We start from the raw sequence: 25817 nt of genomic DNA, 5'->3' as shown, positions 1-25817 counted from the left end.
TAAATGACCGCTTCAAAATGAGACCAGGACGTCTTGTTGCTTTGGATGCCTTTTAGTTCGAGGTTTTGGAGATAGTTGTTCGCCAAAAAAGAGCCCGGCAAGAAGCCGGGCAAGATTGTGTCAGGGATCACCACACAGAAAGATCGTAGTTTAGCTGCAAGCTCAGACTTAGCTTAACGGGATATCTGCGATCAAGGTTTTGCGTGTATCTGCAAGCCGGGTCTTTACCAGTTCGCGCACGGCATCGTAGATCGTTGTGCTCAGCGACAGGTTTTGCGCGGCCAGCCAGTAGTCGAGCTCATTGCTACCCCAGGCTACAAAGAGAATATTCTGCTTTTGATCTTTATAAGTGAAGTTGAAGGCCCCAAGCGCAATGTTGATCACATCCCCGGCCGCCTCAGCGGCACCAATCTGAAAATTGCCACCCTTCGTTTGCGAGGTTTCTAGGTCGAACAGTTTGATCTTTCCATCATCATTCGACAAACCGCGCAGGGCCTCGATCGCGCTTTTGACAATCTCAAACTGATTTCCCGTTGCGACCTGGGCCAGAGTGGAAAGGATCACTTTGTCAAAGCTGCCACTCCCCTGCATTTTTTGACTAGTGGTAAAGGGTGCTTCTTCTCGGACCCAGCCAAGTAGGCTCAGTATCTCCATATACCGGGCAAACCATGCCTCGCGCTGATTGACCGGATCAAACTGACTGTCCGCAGCACGCTGCGCAAACAGCGTTGACAGCAGTACGTCCTCTTTCTGGCCCGGCGTCAGGTTTTCGACAAAGGAAATGACGCTGGACGCGCTGACAGCGGCCGCAAGGGTTTGCTGCTTTTCTGCAAGCTCGGAACTGGGGTCAAAGGCGTTAGAGGACCGGACAACCGGATCAGCAAATGCTGAGCTTGCGGTTTTGGACCGTCTTCCACGCATCGGAGCTAGTTCAAGGCTGTTCAGCATGGCCAGACGCTCGGTCAGGTTCCGCGGCCCTGCGGGTGCCATCGAGGTTGCGGCGGGCAAGGCGCTGTTGCGGAAGGCGGGTGGCCAGGTGGCATTGTTCCCGCGTGTGTCGACATGAGTGAAGCTGTTATAGCGCCCAATCCCGCCTTTGAACAAATGCTCTCGGTCGCGCAACACACGCAGCGCCTGCGCCACATCCGGGGCCGACATACCCCGAACCTGAAAATCAAGCGCGGTGAACTTCATGTGCTGGCTGCCGCTGGCGCCACCGATGCAGGCGTTATAGGCCGGTCCCCGATAGGCATTGGTTATCACGATGGGCTTGCCCAGACGTTCGCGCAGATGTTCCAGCACGCGGGCCGTTTCCGCGATATTTGTCCACAGCGCGCGTGGCGGGTAAGTGTTCTTGCCCTGACAATTGCCGCCGGGCGTTCTGTGGGCACCACCCAGAATCAGAAACTCGTCGGTGGAAAAATGCCTGAGGCCAAGGGATCGTATGAAGGCGTCGAAATCGGCATATTCGGACCATGTCAGCGCCGCCTGTGAATCCCGGAACCCCGCACCGCGATGTTTGGCGGACAGGATTGCGTCGGCCAGTGCCTGATCAATCTGATCAGCTTCTTCACCGTCACCTTCAACTTCATCCTCGGCCATAGTGACCGGCGCTGTTGGGGAATGCGCGACACTTGCGGCCCCTCCGGGACGCAGGGTAAAGGGCCTGTCGCCGGTAAAGTCGGGGTCGGACACAAGTTTTTCGAACAGTTGTGGTGTCTGGCTCGGGCTGTCGATTTCGGCGTCGATTTCAGCCCGGAACGCACGGTAATCCCCTGGGAACCGACCGTTGTTCCAGACTTTCAGCAATGCGCCGGTAAATGCGCCATAGTGTGCGCCGTCCATGGCAAACTGCTCGTCCTTACAGGCACCCAGATTAAGAACCGATGCCTTGACCGGCGTCGACAGCGGATTTGTCATCACGCTTTCCTTGAGGGCCGAGTAAGACCGCGACGCCTCGCGGTAGACAGCCTCATTCGCGCGCCAGACCCGGTCTTCCACGTTAAGAGGCATCGCGCGCACCCCAAGCGGTGCGTCGATCTGGCGTCCGAACAACATGGAAGGACCGGCCGGGCCAAACCTGACCATCGATCCCGAATGGCAGGTGTCGGGCACCATCAGAACCCGCACGCCCGCCCGGAATTCCGACCACAGCATGTAAAGCTCGTCATCGGCCAATTGGAAGTCATAGAGGCACAGCGTTTCATCCATCTTGACGTCGCCATCGTGATCTTCGTCCTGATTGAAATCAGGAAGGCGACCGCCGTGGCCCGAAACCGTCATCAGGAACATGTCGCCGCCTTTCAGGTCACGCGCAGCGCGGCGGATCTGTTCGGTCACGTTTTCCCGCGTCGCATCTGAAGTCAGCAGATGGGTCGGGGCAAAGCCTTCGGTTGTTGCAAGCGCCTCCATTGCTTGCGCATCCGCTTCGCAGGCCGTCAACTGGCCGTCCCACCCGTCATAGTGATTGGGATCGACCGTATTCAACCCGACATGCAGCGACATACCATTTGGTTGACCACCGGCAATGACCGGCGGCGCTGCCATCGCGCGCGACAGTTCCGACGCCCTGCCGAACGGGCCGCTGATGATCATCGACGGGCCGCTGCGGGAATTGGCGAGCACCTCGATCTCGCGGCGGAACTTCTTTGCCACGTCGCCATAGCCTTCGTCGGTTGGGTGCAGGCCGTCATGCCAGCGATGATCGCCCACTACACCTCTGCAATCCAGATAGGTGACATGCGGCATCGCATTTGCCAGCCGTCGCAGACGACGGTTGAAATTGTCCATCATCCGCGCTGCGATGGCCTTTTGCAAAGACCTGCTGCGAATGCCCCGGCTTTCCATCGGTTTGCCCAACCACCGGTCCTTGTTCGGCACCGGATAGTCGTAACCGTGGCACAGTATCGAAACATGCGGGAATTTGGTCTGCACCTCGCGGAACATGCGGCCATAATGTTGCAACGCATCGTCCAGCAGGCGATGGAAGGACGGCAGCAGATAGTCTTCGGGCTGCAGCGCGGGATCGAACTCTTCCAGATGAGAGGCCAGCGCGCCGCCGGCAACCAGATCATTGCCGCCACCGGACAACAGCAGAATTTCCGCCCCCGTTTCGCGCAGGGCCGAGACATATTCGCTTTTGTCCGCCATCCGCTTGAGCAAATCGCCCGCCGCGCCCAGCGAAAACACGGCATAGTCGTCCATCAGGTGATCAATCGTGTCCTTCAGCAAAAGCGGGTACTGAAACCAGCTGTCTCCTTCTGAAACAATGATCGGCCCGTCATACCCCTTGGACAGCGCCTTGCGGAACCGGGATTGTCGACGAAGACGGGCGAACCAGTTGGCGGAATTCATTAAAGCCGCCGTGCGCTGATCGGCATCCGCGCTGCGCGGAATCTGAACCGTGGACGGGTTGATCTTCAACTGCGGCGCAAAGGCGCCCGAGGCTTCCTGATCCACGGTGAAATACTGGGCCAGTTCGCTTTCTTCAATCGACGGGTCGGCCATTATCGCCATTAGTTGTTCAACGGAAATTTTTGCCATTCTCAGCGTCCTCCCTGCTGATACACCGGGCTACCTGCGGCAGTCCCGGATGGTTTGAAAAATGCTTTCGGTAATTGTGGGGTCCCGCATCAGGTCCGATTGCGTTACCGGATCGCCGGTTTCGGATTGGTTCGATATGCGGTTGAGCTGGAAAATCGCCGATTGGGCCGGAAAATCCTGACTACCCGCAATATTGGCGGCACCCAGAAAATCACGATGCTGACCGCGCTGAACAGTGCCGGTTTCCGACAGGATATAGTTGGGGTCTTCAAAGACGTGCGCCACCAGATGCAGCAGCGGCTTGCTGTAACGGCCAAAGCGCAGGTTCTTCTCAAGGCTCGGGGCGGGCACGTAAATCCGGCCCCGGATGTCCGACAGTTGCTTGTCGGACAAATCGACCCGCGGTGTGACCGTTGGCGTTTGCGACCGACTGGGCGATCGGTGCTTGCCGGTCTGTCCGCCGTTCATCGCCTCAAGGCAGGGTGTCAGATACCGGTTGGCACGCCCGAGACCGATAACCGGATGAACCAGATGCAGCGTATCGAAAAGGGCCGAGGCATCGTGGCTAGGAAGAAGCTGCCGTTCAGCCGGTCTTTTTCTGTCCTCGGCAATCATCAACAGCATTTCGTGAACGACCAACGCGCCGGCGCCTTCACAGACCAGATGAATTTCGCACTGCGTTTCGTCCTTCAACTCCATCAGTCCGCGCAGAAAGCAGGTTACATAGCCCGGCCAATGATCGTCGGTTTTCTGTGGTTCGGTCGGGTGTTCGGTGGGGCCGCGCAAGGTTTTCTTTGCGCTGGTTTCGATTTCCCGCCAAAAGGCCCGGCCGATGCCGCGCACGCGCTCTTCAATCAGCGCGTCCAGATGCTGAGCGCGTTCTCCGGCCTGTTGCTCGCAGTCGTCAAAGAGGACGTCAAAAACCTCCAGCGAGGTTTCTGCGAAACTGTTGCACCAGAAGATGGAATAGGGATACAGATTCAGCTTTTTAATCGCACGCTTGCGCGCCGCAGCCGCATTGAAGGCAGGTTTTATCCCTTCCAGACTGCCAGGTATCCAGACCAGCACACCCTTATACGGGTGCTCTGATTTCGCGGCCTTTGTCCGCTTGGGTGTCAAGGTACTTTTCAGGTAGTCGCAGGTTTTTCCCCAACTGGAAGCGAACGAGGGATAGGATCCTGTCGATACGTGCAGACCATCGTCCAGATGCATGAAATGGCCGACCAATTCGAAGCAGGGCGTCGAACCGGATTGAATGGGTTGGTACAGCCCGTTTAACCCTTGTTCGCCGATAGAGACGTCAAAGGCCTTTGGTGCAGGCACACCAAGCCGCAGAACCCAAGCGTCAATGATGTTTTTTGCCCAATCCGCGTACGACCAAAGTGCGATGCCCGCTTGTCCACGGTACCCGCCCCAGTCCGAACCCCAAGAGTTCAAAACATGAAACCCGTTGCTGTCATATCCTGTCAGAACCACCGCATGATATCCAATCAAGCTTTCCTTGGGGGGCCAAGGGATGATGCCTCCGTTGGCTGCTGTCACGTTCAGCCAGCCGTCATGGATTTGGGTCGAGACCAATACAGCCTCGGCCTGGTTGAGCGCCGAATGATAGTGGTTGAGCGATGATGCGAGGCGAAAATAGGCCCCTAACCCGATTTCACGCGCCTTTTTCGCCTGGGCGACAGACGGGTAATAGGTTTGATTGTTTTTGCTTTGCGGGAAATAGCTTGTGCTTTGCCACCTGCTTTCTTCAGTGGCTTGAGTGTCCATGGGCCAGTCCAGACAGGCACCGTGATGGTAGAACCCCTTTACGGCAGAACGGAGCGAGCGTATGCCCGCGACTTCCTGCTGCTCGTTGTTGTCCGGGTAACGGTCATGGAAATAAGCCATCCGGTACAGCATGTCAGCGCTGGCGATATCCGTGCGAAGTGTATCCTTTTTCTGATCCAACTTGGCCTGTCCGTCGGAGCGGCGCAGCAGTTGCAAACAGCGTTGAATGTCGATCAAAGCGGCCAGCGAATATCCGACGCAACGCTGTGTGTGCTTTTGATTGCGGACGCCAAAGATCGGCTGCCTCAAATCCGTGCCAGGGATGGGATCCGTTAGGTTCTGGTCAAGTGACACACTGTCCAAAAGGATGGACAGGCCGGGCACAAACGGTTGATCCCTCAAATCGACCCAGTCCTTGCGGACACCGCGCGCTGTAATGAACTTTTTGTCTATAGCACCAGGCACAATTCTTTCTCCGGTCATCAAAATGCAGAACGAGGACCGTGGCGGTCCGGGAAAATTCATTGTCCCTACGAGGCAGCAGGTTTTTTATTCAAAACAGCCAGATAGATAGCGAGAACTTTGCCGTTCTATTCCTCGGGATTCACGTTGCCGGTTGGTATGCTGTTAATTCTGAACAATGTTTCTAAGTATTGAGATTGCCGTCTTTCCCCGAACCGCCCGTTGAACATCTGGGCAATCGTGCCGTCGGTGAACATGGAATATAGCGCCAGCGTGAAATCCTCGGGGAAGCCGCTGTTTTCGTTGGAAAGAACCAAGGCATAGGGTTCATAAGTCCCGCGGGAAGATGGCGTTTCATCTGCGAGGCAGTCATTGTCCGTGTTGTTGGCGCGATAGGTGTCGACCGCTGCCCGAACCAGATCGACATCTCCGAAATAGCGGTAAATCTTGCCGTTGCAGAACGCCTCGGTCGCCAAGGTATGTGAGTCAAAAGCTTGGGTGCAAATGCCGACGGACGAAGGCGCCAGTTCGGCGGCTTTGACAACTGATGGTCCGATGGTCGACCCGTCGAGGTACCCCCAAATTTCGAACTCAGGCTCTACCGGGTCCGGCTCTGGCCAGATTTGCGGAGGCCAAACTTTGCGCTTCTGATCTTCGGTAGATTCCGGCAACTCCAGATTTGTTGTCATGGCGTTCAGGATAGCATCGCAGGCGGTTTTCCAGTCTATACTTGGCTTCTTGTCAAACAACGACTGATCGGGTCGGCGAAGCCATTCCAGGCCGGTGGGGTTTTCGCGCTTGCCACAAAAGACAGGGTCCAACCCCGGAAACTGATCGCATCGACGTTCCAGTTCTTTCGCAAGCTTTTCCCGATAAACCCTTCTGGGATACCCCAACTGGAAATACGACCCGTTTGCCAGATAAAGGATGGGAGAAAACACAAACCGGTGCAGGCTTTCACCTGTTTGGTCGGCATCTATTTCCGTGAACGTCTGCATCCGTTTCAGGTTCACAGTGGTCGGATCGCATAACAGGTCCACTGTCCCGATCTCGGCAGTGCATGAATCGTATTTTTCTTTCTCATTTGTGCAGTAACTGCCTTTGGAAAAAAGGTCCGCCCTTTGCCCGGCCGAGATTGGCACGGTGTCGAACGGGCGATCTGAACGCACGAGTGCCTCGACACAGATATCCCAGAACAGCCCGCGGTATTTTTGGCTCTTTTTGTCTTTCCAGATAAAGGGCGGCACATCGGTGCGCGCGCCCATGATGACGTTTCGATCCTCGTTTTCAACGGCCTCAGGTTGGGTATCTTGTCCAACCGCAAGCGCAGGTAGGCAGATCAGGCTCAGCAGGGTGATCCGGGCAATGGCTTTCATTTCTCAGCCCCCACAACGTCAGAAGGTATGCCGTCTGCGGTCTCTTTCGGGGCACGATAGAACGCACGACGGGTCAGAACCTCGGACAGGCAGAACATCACCAAAGCCGCCAGAACAACGGTATAAAGCGTCGCCCAGATCATTAGCCCGGCGTCAATATGATCGAACGGCCGCGGATAATCCTGAGAAGCTGCCAGAAAAGACAGATAGCGCATGACAGGGGTTATGATCAGCATCATAATCACACCCATCGCGACCCAGGCCAGACTGTCCAGAAACGACAGCTGACGCCAGATTTTAGCATTCGATTTCAGCTGGTCGCTAGAGGGACGCCCCTTGCGCTGTCTCTGCTCGTACCGCCCGGCATCCGTCCACAATCGTTGCCTTGCATCCAAAAGTACAATCACAAGCACCGCCAGACAGGCCGCCCGGAAGGAAATCGGACCCATGTATTCAAACCGCCAGCGGATCGAGGTCATGAACTCTTCGAATGTCATGCGCCAGGCTTCTGCTTCGGTGGTTCGGGTTTCCGTGAGCCATATCTGCACCGCGATGTTCAATGCCGTAGAAACCAGGAAGGCAATCAAAAACAGGCCCAGGGCCTGCGGCAGCCATCGCGTCCAGTGGTTGGGATAGCGCATGTTTTCCCACTTTCGCTGGCCGTCCTCAGCGACCGAAGTCATGCGGACCCAGCGAATGGTGATCGCAACGATTGTGGCGATGCAGTAGGTGTTGAATGCGTTGACTGAATACAGCCTGATCCTGAGATATGTATCGCTGCTGAGCAAGCCCCATGTCAGGTTGAATTCCGCACGCCCCGGCCACAGTACGGCCCAGGCGATCGTCCAGATCAGCACGATTGCCAGCGTCCAGAACAGTGCCAGATTGTTGCCCCGACGCTGCATCAGCGGTTCGGTCTTGTTTTTGTAAAGGACGTCTACAAATTGCCGCAGTCTGGCCCGCGCGCGGCGCTGGCTTTCGGTGGGAGCAGGGCGTTGATCATAGGGTTGAATAACGTCCTGTTCGTCGTAAAGGGCAATCAGCACGCAGAAATCGCTGGCCAACTCATCCGCAGCGGTGGCCATCGCATCCCAGTCTTCATAGGAAAGATCGGGGTTGTTCGCGGAACTGAACAACTCGTTCTTGCGGCGGCGCAGTTCATTTTCGATTTCCTCGAAACGGTTTTTGTCACCAGCCCCCGTGATCCGCAGCTTTTCATCCAGAAACCAGGCCGACGCCACAAGGATGACTTCGATATTCAGGATGAAATCATCCAAATTGCCCAGAAAGGGCTTGGCCTTGACGTGCAGGTCCATGACCCGTTTGCGCTCGGGTTCCGAAATCAAATATTCGCTGGAGTAATCTTCTTCGCCATCCGTGAAGAACCGCAGAACCTTGGCGTTCGACCGCAATGCGTCCGAGGTGTCGATGACCCAGGTCGGAATTCCTGCAACGCGATGCGCAAACATGCGCAGCCATTCATCCACGCGAACCAGCGCCTTAATGGATGGTGCCAGCCCTACCATGATAAGGGCCAGTCCCATGGACACTTCCGGCGCGATATTGATGCCTGACCTGGCGTCCGCGGGCTCGGAACTCACGGCGGGTTTAAGGCTTTCTATCCAGAATTCGACCGCTGACGTTCCCATCGGCGCAAAACCCGTGGTCGGTTCGGATGAGGCGTCTGACACAGGGGCCGTGCTTGTCGACGCCTCGGTCGGCAACGTGCTGGCCCCAATCTCGGGCAACAGGCTTTGGCCGCCGATCAGGGGCAACAGAACCTCGGCATAGGCGCACAGGATCAGATAGAGGATGATCAGCGAAAGCGTGTAGATGAAATAGGCATATGTAACCTGTCGACGCGCGCGCAGTTTATCCGGCGTCAGGAACAAGACCAACCGATCAAGACGCTTGCCGGTCTCGTAGGAAATCCGGTTAAAACGTTCATGAGAAAACGCAATGATTATGCCGACGCCAAAAATCAGCGCGACAACGTCGTGCATACCGTCCGTAGACATGATGTTACATCGCTATCTTATCGGCACGATTCGCGCGAAGGGTCGCACCCAACCTGTGAATGCAGCGAAGAAGGGGATGCTGCAAACAGCAAAGCGAGCAAAACGACAAATACCAAAGCTAATTTCACAACAAAATCTCCGTCAAATCGGAAAAGTTAATATTACGTATGATAGTAAATAATACTGATTCTTTCAACTTTTGACTGGGCGCCAGGAATTGAAACCGGTGTGGGGTCAGTTTGTTTCACTTCGATCGAGATTTATATTGCATTGTTATTAAATGGATAGAAGCCATGTGCTTTGAGGCAATTGGAGCCGTTTGGGCAAAGGGATGGCTCGTCCAGGTTATTGATCCAAGGTATTAATGCATCTCCTTTGTGTAAATCCGGGTAATACGACCATCACTTTTTGTCGTTGAATTGGCTTACGCATGGCGTTCGCAAGTGCCTTCCAGGTCAGACCATCGGTGAATAGCTGCAAACTGGCATCGCGACGTCTAGTTCCAATAATCGCATCAGCTTCGCCGATGATGTCGCTCATTTTGGAGCCGGTTACGCCATATATTTGGTTAGTGAAAATCCATTCGAGATCTCAATAGAAAACTAGTGTTATGCTTGGACAGGCCACGGTCATTGGATAATAAACTCTCAACGGCTGCAAAGCTCGCGGTTCGGTCAAAACGCATTACCATGTCGATCTCCGGTCTCGCAATCGGCTAAAAAAGCCGTGAACAGAAGTTCTCGCCCACAAGGGACGAATTGCATCTACCTCAATAAACGTTTGCTTTCAAAAAAATTAAATTCAGAACTATGTTCGCTTCAGGCTGCAATCCGCCGATTGCTCCCCAAGCAGCTCGACCCAACGGGAATGGTGGCAACAGGTCACTCGCCAAGAGTGAGGGTGACGACAGTTAGAAGTTTGGCGCCAGCCGGGGCGCTGCCGGTCCGTCGCAGCGTCCGGAATTTCGCAGCCCAAGGATGTTTGGCGCTCCCGTAACAAAATATGAACATCACTGAACGGGTGTTATGTGAAGCGATCTCTGGTTGAGTGGACCGTCCGTCCACAGCCTACCGGCTCAATCACCTAACACCACATTGAGCGGCTTTTTCCCGCCCCATTGATCTTGTTCGCCCAGTCCGATATTCAGACCGGCTGCGTTTTCCGCCGTCTATCCGAGCCCAGCCCAAAACCAACGAGCCAACCGATGGAGGGTGCCATGTAGTTCAGAAACTGCATGAAAGGCCAATGACATGGCCCATTACAAACGCAAACGTCCCCGTACCGTGCTTGGGAACGGGTACTCACGCCTAGGTCTGAGCCGTCGTCTCGGAAAAGACCCGGATGATGTCCGCTGGCTCGGCAATTGGCCACGCTGTCACGACATCACCTTTCACACGCGTCCAACGAGACGCAAATCCAAGTCTCTTGCGTTCGGCATCCTGAAAGGCGCTGATCCTGACGACCTAGTCTGGCCCGATGGGCGCAAACCCCACCACTACTATTGGTGAGAATGTGCGGCGGAAGCATCACATCACTCCGCCGCGCACTTTGACTCAGGTGGCCGTTGAGACGACCGAAGCAGTTTGGCCCGTTGCGGCCATCGTTAGATCACAAACCAAGTCCCGCTTCTTTTCTCACGATGTGCCGCAGCAAGTTATTGCCCTCGGTCATGAGGTCGTGGCGATCTTCGTTCTTTTTCACTACGGATGCCCACGCCATTTGATCGTGTATGAATTCATCAATGACCGCTATGCGCTGTCCACGACCCATTTCCTTGGTTTTGCTTTTTAAAGTCAAAAGCCTGTCAATGTGCCCTACTAGGTTGGGAGACAGGTCCTGATCTTTCATGAGATCATGCAGGTTCATGGGCGGTGGCGTGTCGGGTATCTGCCGGATCCACGAGATCGCCAAAGCGGGTCTCAGGATGTAGAAATACGTTTTGAAGCTCACATCCAGGCTCTCACCAACATGCTTGTCCCACTGTTTCTGTGCCAGGTTGCGATAGTGGTGCAGACAGGATTCAACGAAGGTCGTCTTGGCTGCGAAGGCAATCAGCCGTTCACATATCGTATCATTCCATCTGTACCTGATAGGACTGGATAACCACTCCAACATCACAGGGTTAGGTTTGATCAACAAACCAAGTGCTTTACGAATATCCCAACCGTTTATGTCCCAATCGCCCTCGATTGGCAGTTCGAGGACATCGCGGCCGGGTTCAATGCTCAGATACCAGTCTGGCCGATGTACGTAGATGAAGCGTACATCGTAATCACTGTCGGGGGACGGGAAACCCCAAGCACGGCTGCCGCTTTCAATGGCGAACAGCACTCGGACATCATAATCCGCTTCTAAAGCGGTAAGCTTAGATTGGATGACCTGCTCGATCTCAGGCGAAACGCTAGAGGTGAAAGTTGGACGGGTCATCGTGTTTCTCGCAGTGTCAAGACAGCCATCTGGGAAGGTACAACACAGTTTTTGTCAACAGGAACTAGGCAAGCAACCGCGGAACTATGGCCATCGGAGGCGGCATTATCATGTCCCAAACCCCACTATTATTGGTGAGCATGCGCGGCAGAGCATCTGGCCAACTCCGCCGCGCGCACTGGTTCTAATATCCGTTGAGATCATCAGACCAGATTAACTCGTTACTCAGTTCGCCAGTTCCCGAACCACATCCCGTGTCTCGTTCGGGTAAGCACGAACAAACCCAGCTTCACAGGGGATTGTCTCAACATCCCTTCGGTCCAGCGCTGGAGCCAAATGGATCGCCGCGATCTCAAACTGCTCTGCCATTTGGCCCAGCGTTACGTAGGATTTTTCAAAAGTCTGAATACTCTTTTCAGTGATGTAGCAACGATAATGCTGCGTGTCCGGATTTCGCAGTTTTATCTGATTCAGGTATCCACCATCTCGCAATAGCCGGATTGAGCCGATGCTAATTCTCAAGCGCGCCGCCGCATCCAGAAGCGACAGATCGCCAGAAAACACGCGCTCCGATTTCTCCAGGATCTCAGCGCAGTCGATAAGGATTCCAGCCAACCCCTCTACGTCCGGATCTCTCCAAACGCCGGTCAGTCGGCCTGCTGCCCAATCGGCGACAACGCGAGCCAGGGCCACCCTGCTCTGTCGGCTGTACTCCGAGAGGGCCAGCCTATGACGTGCCCGAGAGGCAATGCGTAAGCCTTCAAGCCTAGTCAGCAAGGTCTGTACCGAAGACGATGGCACATAGCGCAAAGACGTTCCAAAACGATAGGCTTCCAGAACATTGTGCCGGATCAGTGCCTTAACATGGACCGGATGGATATTCAGCTGGACCGCGGTGGATTTGGTATTCTGCAACCCAGACCAGAAGTCGAGCACGGCAGCCAGATCCTCATGGCTGACATCTTTCATGTATGACAGGTCGCTCGCATTTATACCGCGAAGATGGGCGAGAATGCCTCGCACCCGAACCTCTCCGACCCCATGTAGCTCCCGCGCGCGTTCAAGCGTGATGAGTTTGGGTGCTGTGATTTCCGTACCCAGAACTTTCGCACCGGTCTGCAGCGGATAATTCTCCCGAACGAAATCCTGCACGCAAGACCTGAGCACTGCTGTCGCTGGGTCCTCTTCAGTTTCTTTCAGCCAGGTATAGAATTCGCCCATATCGGTCGTAAAATATGACCGCTTGTAGGAAGACCGGCGCCTGGCACGCTCCAACTCAGATTTCAGGGCTTCCGGCCCACTCTTCAGAATCTCGAATCCGGCCGACATGGCAGTACGCTCTTGTTCGAAGTCCAAATCCGAGCGGCCGACGCCGCGATCCATTGCAATCGCCATACCTAATGTCAGAGCGGCCTGATGAAGATGCGTTAGCTCCAGCGAGTCCAACCAGTCACCGGCAACCCCAAACTCGATACGGCGGCTCAGGTAGGTTTCAAACGAGGATCGCCCAAGCGATGTTGCGTCTTGAGCGGCTTCAAAGATCACATCTTGGTGACGCGTTACTTGTTCAACCACATCATAGGTGCGATGTACGTATGACGCGTTGGGAAGCTGGAGCAGCGGAACGCCGTGTCTTGCGCAGGTCCCAATCGGAAGCACCAACCACTCAACAAGTTGAAACGCGTTCTCAGGGCCCGACCTATCAATGACATCCACAATACACTTCGGACAAATTCGGGTGGTAGCCCGACGGAAGGAACCTGTGGTGGCAAAGGAATACCCGACGCGGTACCGACAAGGGCCAACCAATCTGGATGCCGCCAATTCCAACGCCTCAAGTGGCACCCCAGCGAGTTGAGACAGTCGCTCCAGCTGATCCGGATGGGCCGAACAGATATGGGGCCATCCCAGACCCAGATCTGAACAGAACTCCCTCGGAATACTGCGATTGCGGCGTGACAGGCGGGCGACATAAGAGGCAGGGGTTTCCATGTGATGATGAGTCAAAGTCAGAGCGAGTAGTGCTGTCATGACAATCCTCCATCCGGCGAAGGGTCATCAGGATCCAACCAGCCCATAATGGTTCTGACATCAATGCTCAGGTAGTCTTGGGCAAGGAACGGGTTGAATGCAGGGATACACCCCGACTTTCGACGGAATGCCTCTGCAAAGTGTCCAAGTCGGAGTTGGGTTTCCCCGTCATAGAGCGCCTCTTCTATCCCGCTCAGACACATTTCGATGAACAATCCAAACTCATTGCCACCTGCATGGACCAGCCGCTTGAGAAACTCTCTCTGTTGAAGTTCGATGGAAGGTATCAGACCAGATTTCCCAACGAACTCAGTAAAGATCTCTGTGATCTCGGGTTCGTGGGAAATCCAACTCACTGCACCCAGGTGCACAACATCTATGCGCCTTTTAAGCTGAACATCCGAATTGATCATCTCGATCAGATCGGGCGTGCCAGACAGAACGAGTCCAACCGGCCAATCCTTATCGTTCATCAGAGACTTCAGGGTGTTCACCACGTCATTGCGGGTTTTGACGCCTTTGCTGATGTAGAGGTCCTGAGCCTCGTCCAGATGCACAAACAGGGTCCTTCGCATTTGGAGAAACTGACGCACCTGCGTCCATATGATGCCCACCGACTTGTCACGAGTGAGCGGATATCCCAGACTGGACAGGATCGTCGTGCCAACATTCTTTAGCGTCGCTGGTGACGGCACCAATAGCCGGATCACTTCCGCCACGTCCAAGCCCTCCGTTGGCAGGATCAGGTCAGTATGATTGTCAAACAAGCGGTCTACGAGAGTGGATTTCCCACAGCCTGACGCCCCGATCAGTGCAAGACCACGCGCCTCGCTTCGGCTGCCCAATCGGATAGCCGCTCGTCTTCGGCGGAGATGGCGATCAAAAAGAAGTTTGAAATCGTGGAATACCTGGTGTGAAACGAACATATCTCGAAGACGCGCAATCTGGACGTCAATCTCATCAGATGGGTCGCAGGGGAGATCAGTCATCCTCAATCCTCCATTTCGAAGTTCTGGGACGATCCCCAGTGGGGCTTTGCCCCTGATCAGCTGTAACCTCGGTGGTATCTTCTCCTTCGTCCGATGACGGGATGACATGGCCGAATAGATCTGGCTCTGGCGGAAGGTCAAAGCTTTCAGGATCATCCGTTTGGATGCTCAAACCCTGGAACAGATCTTCTCTGGCCCGTCTAAGCCCAGTAGGTGTCTGACGCTTGAGAACGGCTCCGAACCGGCGCTCTTCTTCTGAGTTCTTTTGGATGATGGCATGCAATGCGTCAGAGATGATCTTCTCCTGAAGCACGGCCTCAGCCTTGTGTTTCAGCCGCAGCTGACGCGCGGTCGCTTCCCACTGTTCATAAGTTACTCCATCGAAACATTTCTGCAGAGCACACGCTGCAAGCCACTTTTTTCCGATCTTAACCATGATCCAACCAAGGTCGTTCAGGTCAACTTTGATGTGAACGTGACGGCGACGGTCGTGCAAATAAAACTCACGCAGTGCTTGGCAGGTGTAGTCGATGCCAAACAACTCAACACCCTTGCCTGTGACACACCGTTTGTACTTTAAACCGAAAGCTCGACGCCTGGTGGTTTCTGCGAGCTTGGTGACAACGCCCATTTTCTCGGCGAGGCGTTTCCAGCAATTGTTGGGTGTTTCGCCGTTCAGCCCGCGGTGCGGCATGTTGTGATACACGTCTACAACAAAGCGGATGAGGATTTCCATCAGCACATCATCTGAAAGAGAGGCCATCTTTTCTGAAGGATAGTCTCCTCGCTCTTTAGGATCGGAAAAAGTGCGACCCGCGAGAAGCGGCATCAGGGCCGTCCCAAAGGTTCGAAAGATCCGCTCCACGCGCCCTCGCAAACGCGGTAGCCCTCCGCGTGGCGTCTCAACAACCCCATGCGCATCAAAGACAGCACTTCGAAACGCATCGTCCACAAATGCAACGCCCAAATCGGTTACCAGGGAACTTAAACCGCCATGGTGATGCCAGGTCGACTTACAGCCAGCCGCTATCGCAAGGTCCGTTTTGTCACGTGTGATGTCGGACAACAGAGCCATGGCGTCTTGGCAATTCGGCTTTTCCGCCAGTCTCATCCCCACCACACATCGCGTGGCACAGTCGATCGCGAGATAGAGCCAGCGACGCCCACGGTTCAGCTTTGCGAGCTCTTCGGGACTCAAATGGTCCAGTGCTCCGCGCTCGGCCAATATCGTGATCAGATCAACGCACCATTCATCTATCTCAACACGCTCCATCGGATAGCTCGCAGTGACACCCTCCTCATAGAGCGCGTACTTGCGATTGGCGTAGTCGACGCCGTGCCTTTGGACGCATGTGAAATAAGGGTCAAGCTCAGAAAGTGCGCGCTCAACTTTGCGCCGCGACGGGATTGTGAGTTCGGGCTTGCCCTCCACCATTCGTTGCTCGTTTACGGCCTTAAACCGGTCTCGGCACACATCAGCGACGTTCTTCTTGGTTAGTCTTTTCTGGGTCAAATAGGCTTCGAGGCATTCGCCCAGCAATCGCGAAGATTCCAGGCAGAACCGCGCGGTTCGATTGCCGGACCTATGTGTGCCCGGGATCAATCCAAGTAGAGAGCCGCCTGCAATTTCGAAACGCTTCACCCATTCTCTCAAAGTCCGTGGGCAGGGAGGATCGCGGAAGACGTTTTTCTTTCCGGCCCTCGGGTTCTGCCAATTGCTTTGGGCAGCCCGCGCCTGTTTGTTCACATGGGCCTCGATGGAAGGAATGACGCTCTGAAGTGAGAGATCTGTCCGCTTTGCCTCATCATCACGCTCGAACTGATAAAACCCGTCGACCCAGGAGAAGCGCCACACCACTTCGGATCTCACGTCCTCCGGCAGGCTTGCAATTGCCTCAACACCCGCACTCATTCGCACGTCCTGACGCTCCGGTAAAAAATACCCAGGATCAAAAGTCACATCGGGCCTTTGTAGAATGTCGGCAAATTCGTCAAATGTGAGAGACAGATCTCGACCGGTCCCTTCAAAATCTTCGAAGTGGTAACCAAAGTTGGTTTTCCGGTCTAATTTGTACTTCCGACCATCGACTGTCAGAAGGCCAAAGACACTCACTCTGAAAGGCAGGTTCATTTTGCACCTCCCTTCGCAAGCAATGTGTCGAGATCAATCAGTTGCTTCCTGTCGGCCGTAAGAACGTCTTCATAGATGGCTATCACAATGCTCCTGAACCCTGCGTCACCGAGCCTCAACAACTGGCAAAGCTCGTCAACCGTTACTGGAAAACAAACGTCACGGATGACGGACTTGAGATGGGCTTGATGCTCCAAATCTCGCGCTCTTGAGAACTCGACAAAACGTTGTGCGTTGAGGGCCTCTGCGCGGGTGAAATCGCGCTCCGTCACTAACACAATGTCATCGGCAAAGTCCTTGCTCATAGCCGCGCGAATCTGCTGAAGCTCGCGTAAGAAATTCTTCTCCAACACTACCTTCCACGGCTTCACCGCTATGGCCAATCGACGACCGCTTTTTAGCTCAACCAAAAAGTCAATGAAGTGGGTTTTGCGATTGCCGGATTGATCGCGGTAGCTGATGAATTGTGGCTGCTCCCACAAGTTTGCCACTGCAGGATTAGCCAGCACCAGGAAAAACACCCGTTCTTCCAGCTTACTTTCATATTGAACGATCCTCGGGCGGTTTTGCCCAGGCAATTGCATAACAGCTCCGCCTCTGGAGCTATGCGTCGACCTCCTTGGAATACCCCGTGTTGCAAGGCTACGCTCAGGCGACATCTCGCCCGTTAATGTGAACTCTTCATCTTTCATGTCTTTGATTTGGAGCGCCGACCAGCTTGGGCGATCGTGCTTCTCCACCTTCTTTTGGTGTTCCTTGGGCAAAGCCAAGCCACCTCATCGCCAATAGCGACGACGAAACTGTTGACTTTGCGATCATGGCGGGGGAAGAAGGTGTATCGGTTGCGTATCGATACTGATTTCAAAGGCCTCGTGGGTTGCCGCCCTCGGGGCCTTACCCTTTCTTCCTATTATTGCTGTTGCTAATTCATCTGCAGGCACCTCCGTTATTCGTAACGTTCCGGCCACAGAGCCTCGGACGTTGTCCCAAGCTTCTCTGCTATGGCTTTCTGGACGTAGTCAGAGCGCCTGTATCCTTGTGACACAGTAGACACTGAGCTGATGGAACGGCCGATATCTCGGCTCAGCTTAGCCAGTGAACTGCCCTTTAGCCGAAGGTCACACTTGATCTGCTCGTGTTTGGCGAGATCGACAATCAAATTCCCTGTCATGTCAATTGTTCCGACTGATTCCAGTTAACGAAACCTAACAAATGACTTTACAGGTGTCATTTTTATTGTTTAATTTCTGATATTTACGTATTTACGCCTCAAAAATTCAATGCAATGTCAGGCCGTCATCAGTTAAGCTGCTGTAACGCCAACGGCTTTGCGCCAACGGATGCAAACAAAGATCTATGACCTTGAAGAAACTGGATAAGGCTTGAACACAGTAGTCGAAATAAAATGCGGCAGAGTTCCGACTATTTTCCTGCGAGAGACGCCAAATGCGTGGCAGCCATACCTGCGCCGCAAACTCCTCGCTCTACTCAAACTTAGCAAAACCCATAGGGAATTTGCTGAGCGGCTCGGAATTAGCCCGTTGGTTGTGCGTCGGCTCTTGGATTTGCTTGGCGTCGACTATGTTCAACGCCTCTATAGGCAATATGAAAGGGGAAAAACCTGTTCAGATATTGCCAACGCAAACGGGATGAAACCTGCGACGCTGTCCAAACTCTTTAGAGACCGCGGCTTTGAGGTGCAACGCGGGGTTCGCAGACCTAAAGTACCAAAACACAAGCTGCGCCGTATCTGGATAGAGACCCAGATAATCAACAGGGTGGCGCGAGAATTCAAAATCCATTGGAAAACGGCGCTACATCTGCTCGAGGATGAAAAGCTGATTGTGGATTATAAAGGTCGACCGAGAAAACTCTCAAAGTCATCACGGCCGCCGTAGGTTTTTCGCATGCGTCTCAGGGGCATTCTAGCTGACCTAGAAAATTCTTGGTTCGGCCCTCAGCGAACATCTAAGGCGGTAAAATCTAGCAGGCTTAAATCTTTATACCAGACAATCTTCACACCTGAATTGCGGGTATGGTTCTAGTCATCTTTGCCGATCAGAAGGGCTTGAACACTCTCAATTTCGGGCATTGAACGTCCCGCAATTCCTTGTAAGTCACCGTGCATCCCGACTGTAGATGCAATTACCAGATCAATCTGTTTTGCCCGCAACGCCCATTGCTTTTCCATGAACACGCGTTCTTTGCGTAGGTTGTCTTGCATGTCCTCGAAACGCTCAACAATCGCATCGACACGCTGTTTGAATTGCTTGCCAGTCAAGTAGTCGTAGATCATCTCCATTTTGGTTTCTTGCCCCATAGCGCGGCCTTTTACCCCCGCCACATCAATCAAGCCTTGTCTCAAGGATGACGCTAACGGTACCGCATAGCGTGGCGCACAGATCCAAATGCCATCTACCATTCCGAAACTTTCAATGCCTTCGGGTAGCGCTTGGGACGTGATAACCGCAATTTCGCATCCCGACGTCCTCTGGTCGTCGCGCAGCTTGGCGAGCCAACCGGCGGTCCAATTTTTAGTACGTTTACTTTCCCAAAGGATACTACCCGCGACACCATTCGGTCCCGCTACATCTTGGCGAAGATCCGCTCCGCTGACTCCCTTTGCAACCGGCACAAAACTATCCATTGGAAATGTAGCCGCTAAAGTTTCTTCAAGGACAACCTCAGCTGCTTCCCCTTGGGTCTGCATTGAACCTTGTTCGGACTTTTGCTTAAGGGCTTCGATTTGTCGTTTCATACCCTCCATAACTTGCGCTTGCTCTGCGAGTTTCAATGCTGCTTTTTCATCCGCCTCGCGAGTCAGTTTCTCAGCCAACACTGGTCGTTCTGCTGCGAGCATTTTTTGAAGCGTCAAATCCATTTCAGCTTCCTTGTCTTTAAGCTCTTGTTCGCGCTTTATCGCAGCAGTTTGAGCCGCCTGAGCATTTCTCAGCTTTTTGTCCTGGGCATCTAGACGCTCCTTCAAAGCCGCTTGCTCAGCCGCTATTTCATCCTGTGCAGCCTCTTTGGCCTGCGCCTGCGCAATAGCCAGTGCCTTAGAAGCTTGCTCTTCTCGCTTGGCCAGTTCGTCATTGAACGATGCTCGCAGATCCGCCAACATTGGGCCCGCCAACTGCTCGGTAAGCTCAATTTCATAGGAACAATTCGGACACTGGATTTTCAATTCAGACATTGCTTGAAACACTCCTAGAGGTGCTTGAGTTGACCCTCTGCAAACCACTCCACGACAGCGATAGCCTCTCGCGCAGCTTCAACGATGTCGTCTGATTTGTGTGGTTGATCATCAAATTTCCCGCCATGTGACAAGTCGTTGATGAGTACGCTTTTCAATTCAATCTCACATTCATCTATCAGAAATTCAAAAAACGCACCAAAATCAACTACATCTGGCCGGCAAAACTTCCACATGCTCTCGACGACCGACCGGATTGAGTTTGGCGTCATAAAATCGGGCTCTGCTTTCCCAATACTAACATCATAAACATGTTTGAGTTGTTGTTGATGCGGAGTAGCAAACCCCTTCTGACTGGCCAACGTATGTTGAGTTGTCCCAGGCACAAGTTGGAACAGGCCAGATTTGGGTATCGCACCGTTGCTACTAGCAACATTGTAGAAATAGTTGTTATGGGTCAGGACCAGCATTCGAGGTCTTGGATTCCCCGATTTAGGGTTAAACTCAATTTCGCCCGCCGCGCTGATCCTCAAGAGTTTTAATGTTTGAACAATTGAATAAACGTAGTCGGACGACATCGAAGTTACTGGATCATCAAAGACAAAATACAGCCGTGAGTAGTCGTCATTGCTGTCTACTTTCAAATGGCTCTGCGCAATGAAATAGCAAAATGCCATAACTGACTTCTCGCCATCGCTCAGGGTCCTATCGCCTCCGCGTGCCATGCTTTTCTTTTCACGTAAGACTTTGAATTTTAGGGCATCAAATGTGTACTTGGTCCCAAAGAACCGCTCCAAGAGCAGTGTGAAAGTTTCCGCCACCCGAGTTCGCGCGTCCGCTTTATCTCCCTGTGTACGCCGGAGCTCGTCGATCTCGTTTTGCAGCTCTAGAGCCTGCTGACTGAGAAGCATGATGGCGTCGATATCTGCCGATTTATTCTTGCCAAATTCAATTGAGAACGCTTTGCACGCGTCATTCTGAATTGATTTCCGCTCGCTGGAGGAATTATTCACTAGGCTATCTAAGTCTGCGAAAAGCCTGCTATTGCGTCCACAAATTCCTACTAGCCGATCATATTCAGATGCGGCGTTCTCTATAGGTATCGTTTGGTCGGATGACAAATCCAACTGCTTAGACGCCAAAGCTTTTTCTATCGATACAAGAGTGGCATCTATGACGTCGAGTACAGCGCTTTCGTCTTCTACATTTTTGTCTTGGACCGATGGAAAGAAGGCCTTCAACTCATCAAAGTTCGATTTTGCCGTCAGGTATCGGGTCCTCCAGACTGTCAGCTTCGAGCGAGCAGTCTTTACGCTTCGTTCAAGTAGTACAAGGGTGTCTTTTTCCTTTGCCTCAGCATCCTCAAAATACTCTTTGTACATTGACAGAGCTAGCAGTGCAGCTTCTGTCAAACTTTGCGTACAGAAAGGACAGGCGTTCGCGCTAATAGTTGCAAGCTTTAGGCCCGAACGAAAAAAGCTTGGATCGGCTGCTATCTTGGACTTCACTTCCTCCGCTACACTCGATGGACTCGTGATCTTTGCTAAGGAAGAACTGATTGCAACCCAGTCCAAGCCAAGCCCATCCAGCTCGGTTGCCAATGGCATTTTAGGATCATTTGGAAGCGACTTAAACTTGTTGAAGTCCGCGAGCAGCTCAACCGAAGTCTTTGGTTGTTGCTCATCTGAAGATTGAGATTGATCGAGAAACGCGTTACTGGTCAGAGACTTAAATCCGCCTAAAGAAGCGTTTATGCTAAAATCATCCTGCAGCTTCTTTTTTTGCGCCGCGAAGACCTCATCAAAGTTCCTTCGGGCTACTTCCAGATTTTCTTTCTTCGAAGCAACTTCGCTTTCTTTCGCATCCAGCGTTAGGTTCTCTTGACCAACGATTATTTCATGTTTGATTTCACCGTCTAACTCGAAGGATTTCTGCCTCAAGTGAAAGTCAACATAGTCCTCTGAAAACACGTGGAAAATGTAGCGCGGGGCCGAAAAGCTCACAGACTGACTAAGACAGTTCAAGCCAAAGCTACCGATGCAATCCTGATCCTCGTAGAGCTGGAACGTGCCCTGCTTAGAGGGCGCTTCTTCTGAGACAAGGAGTTCAGGCATCTCTTTGGGTGTAACTCCTTCTAACGAATCTTCATCCAAGAGGCGAAGAGAACGTGCGAGAAATGATTTGCCAGTCCCGTTCCTTGCAAAGATCAAGTTTTGTTTGTTTTTGGAGAGCGGTGCATCCAACGACATGATCGGGCCAATGTGTGTGGCCGATATTTTCAACGTGGGCTTGGTAGTGGCTGGCGTGTTCATAGCGCTCAAAAAATTCCTTCGTTTAATCAAGTATTTTTTTGAATCAGTTATGAATTTATCAATCCAAAGGTGTTCGACGTCCAGACTTTTCGCGCTGTTTTCTTCCGCGTGAATCGAGATCAAAACCCGCATTGCTTCTCCAGAAACTGGAAATGCAATCGCAACGAATGGTAGCTCCTCACCCTTTGACTGAAACAGATTAAGCTGGCTTGCCGTCAGATAGTGACGGCGTCGCTTGACCAGCCACTCTTGGCTTTGGGCCAGCGGGATTTGGACAAGCCAAACGCCCCTGGCCATCAGGGGTAAGGCGCTGCCTTCCCCCTCGGGCAACCCTATTAGACAAAACCGTGTCCTCGGCTACACCTGCGGGCCGCACCACTATTGTCGAATAGCATTGCCTCGCCCCCATCCGCGTTCGCCACGTGGCAGATCAGCAGGAACAGGCGCCTTCGGCGTCTGATCTGCAAATCAGCCCTGATTTTCCCAAAAGGAAGTCAGGATCAATGAAATCGGTTCAGGTGCTGGATGAAGGAAGTGAGGCGAAAAGGGAAAGGTTCTGTCGCTGGTGGCAGAACTATGTGTCGCCTGACAAGTAAACCAGTGGCGGACCGAGGAGGATTCGAACCCCCGACCCCTTGATTCGTAGTCAAGTACTCTATCCAGCTGAGCTATCGGTCCGCGTTGGTGAGGCGGTATTTAGACCCGGTGTTCGGGACACGCAAGTCGATTCTTCAAAAAGTTTTCAAAAAGTCCCATCGCCCCGCGGAAGCCTGATTTCAAAGGTCGTCCCCTCGGGCCCGCTATGGGCCAATATCAGGTCCCCGCCGTGCCCACGCACCAGTTCCTGCGAGATGGCAAGCCCCAGCCCAGAGCCTCCCTTACGCACCCCGCCCTGAAATGGCGTAAACAGGTTCTCGCGTGCTTTGGGCGGCAATCCAGGTCCGTTATCCCTGATCTCAACACACCAATCGTCTTTATACTCGCAGCCGGCGATCGTGATGTTTCCCGGCTTCCCGGATGCCACTAGGGCCTGACGCGCATTGCGCACAAGATTCATCATGACACGGAAAATCTGCTCAGGGTCTGCCCGGGCCACAAGGTCTTTGGGCACGTCGTTCACGATCTCGACGCAGGCATCCGCAACAGCCAGCTGTTCGCTGGCCACGACATCAGCCGCGATATCGTGCAAGGGTACCATTGTCAGGGTTGGCGCGGGCTCTTCCGCGCGCCCGAAGGCCAGCGTGCTTTCGCACAGTGACACCGCCCGTGTGATCGAATTCACCAGCTTGGGCGCCATACGCCTTACCAAGGGATCATCGCTGGTTTCGATCCGGTCGGTAAACAGCTGTGCCGAAGTCAGTATGTTCCGAAGATCGTGGCTCACCTTGGCCACCGCGCCGCCCAGTTGCGCCAGGCGTTCACGTTGCTTCAGGGCCTGAGTCAGTTCGGTCTGCAGCTGCTGCAACGCTTCTTCAGCCTCGCGCAGTTCTGTCACTTTGGAGTTGGGGGAGATGATTCCCCTCGCGTCTTCGGGTGCCCCTGCATAACGCTGCATATAACCAACAACACTTTTGATCGGTTTCACCAGAACAACGCGCACGGCCAAGAACAAAAAGAACGCGGTGATAATGGAAATTACGAAAGACAGCCCCAAAATGCGCAGGCCATAATCGGTCATCGCCATTCGCAGTGGCATGCTGTCTATGGTGACTTCAATCAGCAGTCCTGCCCCTTTGACCGGCTCGCCAATAACGCGGATGACTTCGTTCTCTGTCGTGAACAGTCGCGCCAGCGCGTCGCGGATCAACACCCAAGGCCCTGCGTCGCGCAGATCGTAGGTCTTGGTGATCTGTTCCGGAATCGGCGAAGACAGCATAAGCTGGCGCACCTCATCGCGACGCAACACGACGTTATAGACACCGGCGTTGGCCAGCAGCTCGGTCTCGAGGTCTTCGGCCAGCATATCGTCAGCCAACAACGCCAATGACGCGATCTGCGCGCGTTCAAGCCGGTTCAGCAGAAAGTCTTCGCGAAAGCGCGCGATGGAAGGAACAAAGATCAAAATCTCGGCCAACATCACGAAGACCGTCGTCAGGATCAGAAATCGGCCCGACAGCGAATTCAATCTGTTCTCCCTTCCTGGTTAGGGCATCCAGCGCTGGACGAACCTGACCACTCGTTTAACCATCTGATTCTCAAACAGCCTTGGCGAGAAATAGGCACCCGCCACCCGTTTGTTAAGCTCTCCGATCGTCGGATAGGGCGAAACCATCGCAGCGATCTGACCCATCTTCAGGTTATTGGCCAACGCAAGCGACCACAAGTTGATCAGCTCTCCGGCCTGATGCCCGACGATTGTGGCCCCCACAGGCCGACCCTTTACGACCACGACCTTAATGAACCCTTTGGTTTTCCGCTCAGAGATTGCCCGGTCGTTATGGTGATAGTCAAAGCGCGCGATTTCGACCTTGTCACCATGGTGTTTGCGGGCCTGAGCCTCGGTTAGGCCCACCTGCGCCAATTCCGGGTCGGTGTAGGTCGCCCAAGGGATATGTGCGGTTTTTGCCTTTGACGGTAAAGCAAACAAAGCGGAACGGATGATGATGCCCGCGTGATATCCAGCGACATGAGTGAATTGCAGACCACCAGCGACGTCGCCAATGGCGTAAACTCTGCGATTCGTCGTGCGCAGCGCGTCATCGACCTTGATCCCGTTGCGGGTTGGTTCAATCCCGGCAGCCTTTAGGTTCAAACGGTCTGTGTTGGCCTTACGCCCAACCGCCAGCAACAGATGAGACCCCGAATAGATCTCACCCGTCTCGGTCACAATTTCTATGGCCCCTTTGTTGTCGCGAATCTGGGCGACCATAGCCTCTTCATGGACAACCACCCCTTCGGCGCGCAAGCTGTCCAAAACGACCGCGGCGGCCTCGGGGTCATCCTTGCCTAGCGCCTTCAGGCCTTCGACAACCGTGACCTTACAGCCCAGCCGGACATGCGCTTGCGCCATCTCCATCCCGATCGGTCCGCCACCGATGATCAAAAGATGTTCGGGCCTGTCGCGCAGGTCAAAGATCGTCTCGTTGGTGAAGAACGGCACCTGATCCAATCCCGGAATCGGCGGTACCAACGGTGACGAGCCCGTCGCGATCACGACGCGCCGTGCAGTGATCAGATTGTCGCCCGCCTGCACTTGTGTCGGAGAGGCGAAGCTGCCGAATTCCCGGATCACATTCACGCCAAAACCTTCAAACCGTTCCTGGCTGTCCATCGGCTCGATCTGAGCGATCACATCGTGAACGTGGTCCTTGGCGGCGGCGTAGTCGACCTGCGGTACCACGTCAACCACGCCCAGCGCGGCAGAATGTGCCTGGCCGTAAGCTGCCTTGCCGCTGGCAATCAGGGCCTTGGAAGGGACACAGCCGAAGTTGAGGCAATCGCCACCCATCTTGTGACCTTCCAGCAAGATCACATCGGCCCCCATCTGGCTGGCGCCCGCAGCGACTGACAGCCCCCCGGACCCGGCGCCAATCACCAGGATATCGGTTTTCAATTCTCGCATGAT

At 53.8% G+C, this 25817-nt stretch carries 17 protein-coding genes and 1 tRNA gene; 2 read left to right on the top strand and 16 right to left on the bottom strand.

Annotated features, from left to right (window positions below):
* Window positions 1–168: 168 nt before the first annotated feature.
* The 5 genes from AC2FJF_RS10655 to AC2FJF_RS10635 all read right to left on the bottom strand — a co-directional run bounded on the left by AC2FJF_RS10655 (window position 169) and on the right by AC2FJF_RS10635 (window position 9709).
* Window positions 169–3543: a D-Ala-D-Ala carboxypeptidase family metallohydrolase gene (locus AC2FJF_RS10655; RefSeq protein WP_496725333.1), complete on the bottom strand. Its 3375-nt coding sequence runs from the start codon at window positions 3541–3543 to the stop codon at window positions 169–171.
* 30 nt (window positions 3544–3573) lie between these two features.
* Entirely contained in the window at window positions 3574–5796 is a 2223-nt protein-coding gene (locus AC2FJF_RS10650) for a hypothetical protein (RefSeq protein WP_496725331.1), read from the bottom strand.
* 107 nt (window positions 5797–5903) lie between these two features.
* Window positions 5904–7151 (bottom strand): type 2 periplasmic-binding domain-containing protein, encoded by a 1248-nt coding sequence (locus tag AC2FJF_RS10645; RefSeq protein WP_496725329.1) that lies wholly within the window; start codon window positions 7149–7151, stop codon window positions 5904–5906.
* Window positions 7148–9169 carry a hypothetical protein gene (locus tag AC2FJF_RS10640; protein ID WP_496725327.1) on the bottom strand — a complete coding sequence of 674 codons (2022 nt, stop codon included), beginning with the start codon at window positions 9167–9169 and terminating at the stop codon, window positions 7148–7150. Before AC2FJF_RS10640 ends, AC2FJF_RS10645 begins: the two co-directional genes overlap by 4 nt.
* A 345-nt stretch (window positions 9170–9514) precedes the next feature.
* Complete coding sequence (locus AC2FJF_RS10635) at window positions 9515–9709, bottom strand: hypothetical protein (RefSeq protein ID WP_496725325.1); 195 nt, start codon at window positions 9707–9709, stop codon at window positions 9515–9517.
* Window positions 9710–10419: 710 nt separating this feature from the next.
* On the opposite strand from AC2FJF_RS10635, the gene AC2FJF_RS10630 reads away from it, so the two are divergent.
* Window positions 10420–10677, top strand: a complete 258-nt coding sequence (locus AC2FJF_RS10630) for a hypothetical protein (protein WP_496725323.1) — start codon at window positions 10420–10422, stop codon at window positions 10675–10677.
* A gap of 100 nt (window positions 10678–10777) precedes the next feature.
* Here AC2FJF_RS10630 and AC2FJF_RS10625 read toward each other — a convergent pair whose 3' ends face one another.
* The 6 genes from AC2FJF_RS10625 to AC2FJF_RS10600 all read right to left on the bottom strand — a co-directional run bounded on the left by AC2FJF_RS10625 (window position 10778) and on the right by AC2FJF_RS10600 (window position 17918).
* Window positions 10778–11596 (bottom strand): nucleotidyltransferase domain-containing protein, encoded by an 819-nt coding sequence (locus AC2FJF_RS10625; protein WP_496725321.1) that lies wholly within the window; start codon window positions 11594–11596, stop codon window positions 10778–10780.
* A 225-nt stretch (window positions 11597–11821) separates the two neighbouring features.
* Window positions 11822–13627, bottom strand: a complete 1806-nt coding sequence (locus AC2FJF_RS10620; RefSeq protein WP_496725319.1) for a TniQ family protein — start codon at window positions 13625–13627, stop codon at window positions 11822–11824.
* Window positions 13624–14616: an ATP-binding protein gene (locus AC2FJF_RS10615; RefSeq protein ID WP_496725317.1), complete on the bottom strand. Its 993-nt coding sequence runs from the start codon at window positions 14614–14616 to the stop codon at window positions 13624–13626. Before AC2FJF_RS10615 ends, AC2FJF_RS10620 begins: the two co-directional genes overlap by 4 nt.
* Window positions 14609–16747, bottom strand: coding sequence for a TnsB C-terminal domain-containing protein (locus AC2FJF_RS10610; protein WP_496725315.1), 2139 nt, complete (start codon window positions 16745–16747; stop codon window positions 14609–14611). Before AC2FJF_RS10610 ends, AC2FJF_RS10615 begins: the two co-directional genes overlap by 8 nt.
* The gene (locus AC2FJF_RS10605) at window positions 16744–17517 is read right to left on the bottom strand and encodes a TnsA endonuclease N-terminal domain-containing protein (protein WP_496725313.1); all 774 of its coding nucleotides are present in this window, start codon (window positions 17515–17517) and stop codon (window positions 16744–16746) included. The genes AC2FJF_RS10610 and AC2FJF_RS10605 overlap by 4 nt, the downstream gene beginning before the upstream one ends.
* Before the next feature lie 176 nt (window positions 17518–17693).
* Window positions 17694–17918, bottom strand: coding sequence for a helix-turn-helix domain-containing protein (locus tag AC2FJF_RS10600; RefSeq protein ID WP_496725311.1), 225 nt, complete (start codon window positions 17916–17918; stop codon window positions 17694–17696).
* A 211-nt stretch (window positions 17919–18129) separates the two neighbouring features.
* Between AC2FJF_RS10600 and AC2FJF_RS10595 the strand changes: the two genes are divergently transcribed.
* The gene (locus AC2FJF_RS10595) at window positions 18130–18645 is read left to right on the top strand and encodes a hypothetical protein (RefSeq protein WP_496725309.1); all 516 of its coding nucleotides are present in this window, start codon (window positions 18130–18132) and stop codon (window positions 18643–18645) included.
* Window positions 18646–18788: 143 nt separating this feature from the next.
* Here AC2FJF_RS10595 and AC2FJF_RS10590 read toward each other — a convergent pair whose 3' ends face one another.
* From AC2FJF_RS10590 to AC2FJF_RS10570, 5 genes are all read right to left on the bottom strand, one after another.
* A complete protein-coding gene (locus AC2FJF_RS10590; protein ID WP_496725307.1) occupies window positions 18789–19940 on the bottom strand; it encodes a DUF2130 domain-containing protein in 1152 nt (383 codons plus the stop codon).
* A gap of 14 nt (window positions 19941–19954) precedes the next feature.
* The gene (locus AC2FJF_RS10585; RefSeq protein ID WP_496725305.1) at window positions 19955–22549 is read right to left on the bottom strand and encodes an AAA family ATPase; all 2595 of its coding nucleotides are present in this window, start codon (window positions 22547–22549) and stop codon (window positions 19955–19957) included.
* Between the two features lie 304 nt (window positions 22550–22853).
* Window positions 22854–22930, bottom strand: a tRNA-Arg gene (locus AC2FJF_RS10580).
* Between the two features lie 64 nt (window positions 22931–22994).
* Window positions 22995–24377 (bottom strand): ATP-binding protein, encoded by a 1383-nt coding sequence (locus AC2FJF_RS10575; protein ID WP_496725304.1) that lies wholly within the window; start codon window positions 24375–24377, stop codon window positions 22995–22997.
* Between the two features lie 18 nt (window positions 24378–24395).
* Window positions 24396–25814: a dihydrolipoyl dehydrogenase family protein gene (locus AC2FJF_RS10570; protein ID WP_496725302.1), complete on the bottom strand. Its 1419-nt coding sequence runs from the start codon at window positions 25812–25814 to the stop codon at window positions 24396–24398.
* Between the last annotated feature and the right edge of the window lie 3 nt (window positions 25815–25817).

Source organism: Ruegeria sp. CDSB013 (assembly GCF_059611165.1).
Note: the sequence above shows the minus strand (reverse complement) of the source record. Positions and strands in the feature narration are given on the sequence as shown.

Coding starts and splice junctions, on each gene's coding strand:
- AC2FJF_RS10570 (WP_496725302.1), bottom strand. CDS start 25,814: ATGCGAGAATTGAAAACCGATATCCTGGTGATTGGCGCCGGGTCCGGG.
- AC2FJF_RS10590 (WP_496725307.1), bottom strand. CDS start 19,940: ATGTCTGAATTGAAAATCCAGTGTCCGAATTGTTCCTATGAAATTGAG.
- AC2FJF_RS10650 (WP_496725331.1), bottom strand. CDS start 5,796: ATGACCGGAGAAAGAATTGTGCCTGGTGCTATAGACAAAAAGTTCATT.
- AC2FJF_RS10610 (WP_496725315.1), bottom strand. CDS start 16,747: ATGAACCTGCCTTTCAGAGTGAGTGTCTTTGGCCTTCTGACAGTCGAT.
- AC2FJF_RS10625 (WP_496725321.1), bottom strand. CDS start 11,596: ATGACCCGTCCAACTTTCACCTCTAGCGTTTCGCCTGAGATCGAGCAG.
- AC2FJF_RS10630 (WP_496725323.1), top strand. CDS start 10,420: ATGGCCCATTACAAACGCAAACGTCCCCGTACCGTGCTTGGGAACGGG.
- AC2FJF_RS10615 (WP_496725317.1), bottom strand. CDS start 14,616: ATGACTGATCTCCCCTGCGACCCATCTGATGAGATTGACGTCCAGATT.
- AC2FJF_RS10640 (WP_496725327.1), bottom strand. CDS start 9,169: ATGTCTACGGACGGTATGCACGACGTTGTCGCGCTGATTTTTGGCGTC.
- AC2FJF_RS10585 (WP_496725305.1), bottom strand. CDS start 22,549: ATGGCCAGGGGCGTTTGGCTTGTCCAAATCCCGCTGGCCCAAAGCCAA.
- AC2FJF_RS10645 (WP_496725329.1), bottom strand. CDS start 7,151: ATGAAAGCCATTGCCCGGATCACCCTGCTGAGCCTGATCTGCCTACCT.
- AC2FJF_RS10655 (WP_496725333.1), bottom strand. CDS start 3,543: ATGGCAAAAATTTCCGTTGAACAACTAATGGCGATAATGGCCGACCCG.
- AC2FJF_RS10600 (WP_496725311.1), bottom strand. CDS start 17,918: ATGACAGGGAATTTGATTGTCGATCTCGCCAAACACGAGCAGATCAAG.
- AC2FJF_RS10620 (WP_496725319.1), bottom strand. CDS start 13,627: ATGACAGCACTACTCGCTCTGACTTTGACTCATCATCACATGGAAACC.
- AC2FJF_RS10635 (WP_496725325.1), bottom strand. CDS start 9,709: ATGAGCGACATCATCGGCGAAGCTGATGCGATTATTGGAACTAGACGT.